Source organism: Sphingomonas populi (assembly GCF_004208535.1).
In the GTDB taxonomy this organism is placed as follows: Bacteria; Pseudomonadota; Alphaproteobacteria; order Sphingomonadales; family Sphingomonadaceae; genus Sphingomonas; species Sphingomonas populi.
In genome coordinates, this window is the sequence record NZ_SGIS01000132.1 from 1 (window position 1) to 1,737 (window position 1,737).

The 1,737-nt window shown below is 53.4% G+C and carries 4 protein-coding genes; all 4 read left to right on the forward strand.

Translation table 11 applies throughout. From position 1 onward, the window contains the following. Nucleotides 1-698: 698 nt before the first annotated feature. From EWE75_RS25245 to EWE75_RS24465, 4 genes are read left to right on the forward strand one after another with little or no spacing between them, the layout of a single operon-like run. Nucleotides 699-866 (forward strand): hypothetical protein, encoded by a 168-nt coding sequence (locus EWE75_RS25245; RefSeq protein WP_165388535.1) that lies wholly within the window; start codon nucleotides 699-701, stop codon nucleotides 864-866. Next, a complete protein-coding gene (locus tag EWE75_RS26130; RefSeq protein ID WP_282432734.1) occupies nucleotides 863-991 on the forward strand; it encodes a hypothetical protein in 129 nt (42 codons plus the stop codon). The genes EWE75_RS25245 and EWE75_RS26130 overlap by 4 nt, the downstream gene beginning before the upstream one ends. After that, the gene (locus tag EWE75_RS24460) at nucleotides 988-1,419 is read left to right on the forward strand and encodes a hypothetical protein (protein WP_130160618.1); all 432 of its coding nucleotides are present in this window, start codon (nucleotides 988-990) and stop codon (nucleotides 1,417-1,419) included. Before EWE75_RS26130 ends, EWE75_RS24460 begins: the two co-directional genes overlap by 4 nt. Further along, nucleotides 1,391-1,669, forward strand: a complete 279-nt coding sequence (locus tag EWE75_RS24465; RefSeq protein WP_130160619.1) for a hypothetical protein — start codon at nucleotides 1,391-1,393, stop codon at nucleotides 1,667-1,669. The genes EWE75_RS24460 and EWE75_RS24465 overlap by 29 nt, the downstream gene beginning before the upstream one ends. Nucleotides 1,670-1,737: the final 68 nt, after the last annotated feature.

Here is a 1,737-nt window from a genome sequence, read left to right on the forward strand (position 1 = left end):
GCCGCCAGAACGGTTGATGACCTCTGGCGCATTATCGGCCAATCTATCGACGAATTCACCCCCGCAGAGTGCAAAAACTACTTCGCTCACTGCGGATATGATGCTTTTTGATCGAAAAATGCTCTAGGGGTCGCGAAGCCTCCGAGAAACAGGGGGTAGAAGGTTTGATATTCATCACTGGTATCGAAACTGTGGCTCGCGTCGAATGCAGGATGGTGGTTGCCCGGTGCCATCCCCGCCGCGCTCTACCGGGGCACTGTGTGGACTATTGCTAAACGCTTCATCACGACGGCCCCTCAACGGTGTGGAGTCCTCATTCCGCCGCCGCCGTTTACACTGACGGACAGAATGAGCGCGGGTCGAGAGCGTGTCTCGTTGCCCGCGTCATTGAAGCGTTAAGGTAGCTTCGCATTCGGTTGCCGGGGCTTCCGATCTGTTTACCGCGCCTATCTCGCGCTACCCTGTCGATCTCGGCTCGCGCCTGCAAAGTCGGTCGGGTATTGTGGACGGCAGGTACGCCCATCTTCCTGCTTGATACTATGAAGGTTCTTCGCGTTACAAGTATTTATACCATCAAGCGCAATGCCCTGCCAATAATCATTTTTAGACCTTATACGGGGTTTTCCCAACGCGGCGCTTAAATATTGCTGAGCCATTGACGGCTCTGATATAAAGGAAACATGGACACTACTACAATAATGGCGATTATCGCCATACTGATCTCGATTACTCTCTTCTCCGCATTGATCAGACAGACGATGCGCGCCGATCGGGCAGAGCGTCGCCTTGAACTCGCTTACGCTGTGGCGCGCGTTATGAAGCGCGATGACTTCGCCGATTACCTCGCGGGCGGTGAGCCGTCATGACCCTGCTCGATCTCGCCACCCTCGGGTTACGCGCCCTCTTTGAATTCACCCGCGATGACGATGCGTTTGACGATCTCATTGAGCGTCTTGACGCGGTTGAAGGCGATGAGGGGGAAGTATCATGAGAGTTATCAGCACCCCAAACCCAAGACAGTTTTACGCGATTCACTACCTTAACTGGAAGCCGGGAGATGGCGTTATCACGATCGGTTGCGAAGCGGAATCATGGACGGTCAACGACGCCGATCTTTCTGCCGCTGATCTGTTTGTTGCAGACTTTAGGGACTCTCAACTTTCGGGCCGTCTTGAGATTTTGGGACGGGCTTTTTCTACTCCCGGTATCTCGGCTGAAGTCCTGCCCATTTTCTACGCGCAAACTATCGCTATTAAAAAAGAACAACACCGCCGCGCCGTTGAAGCCTTCAAAGCCCAGCACGATCTAACAGACGAAGAGTTTGCGTCCGATCATTGGCAAACGCTCTTTGCGATCCAATATCCTCAAATCACCAGCTACGGGGACATTCGTGACCATTTTCAACAAGCGCCTTCGTGAGGCGACCGATGACGAAAATTCCAGCTTTTTCGATCTAGGCGAGCCCTTCGGCAATCCAACGGGAATCTACGTGACGTTCTTGGATAGTCATGAAAGCGCAGAGAAGCTCGCCACATACTTGGGAAGCGATTTGCTTAATGATCACGGCATCGCACCCTTTTCGAGGGCTGCTATGTTCAACGGCGCTGGCCTAATACCAAGTCTCGATGATCGTGACTCGCAAGGGCTTGCCAGCGGCGGTAAGCTTTGATTCAAGATGGCAAACGGACTGGAGTTTGCCATGCCTATCGCACTTCGCACCGACTTCGACGCTTCTGC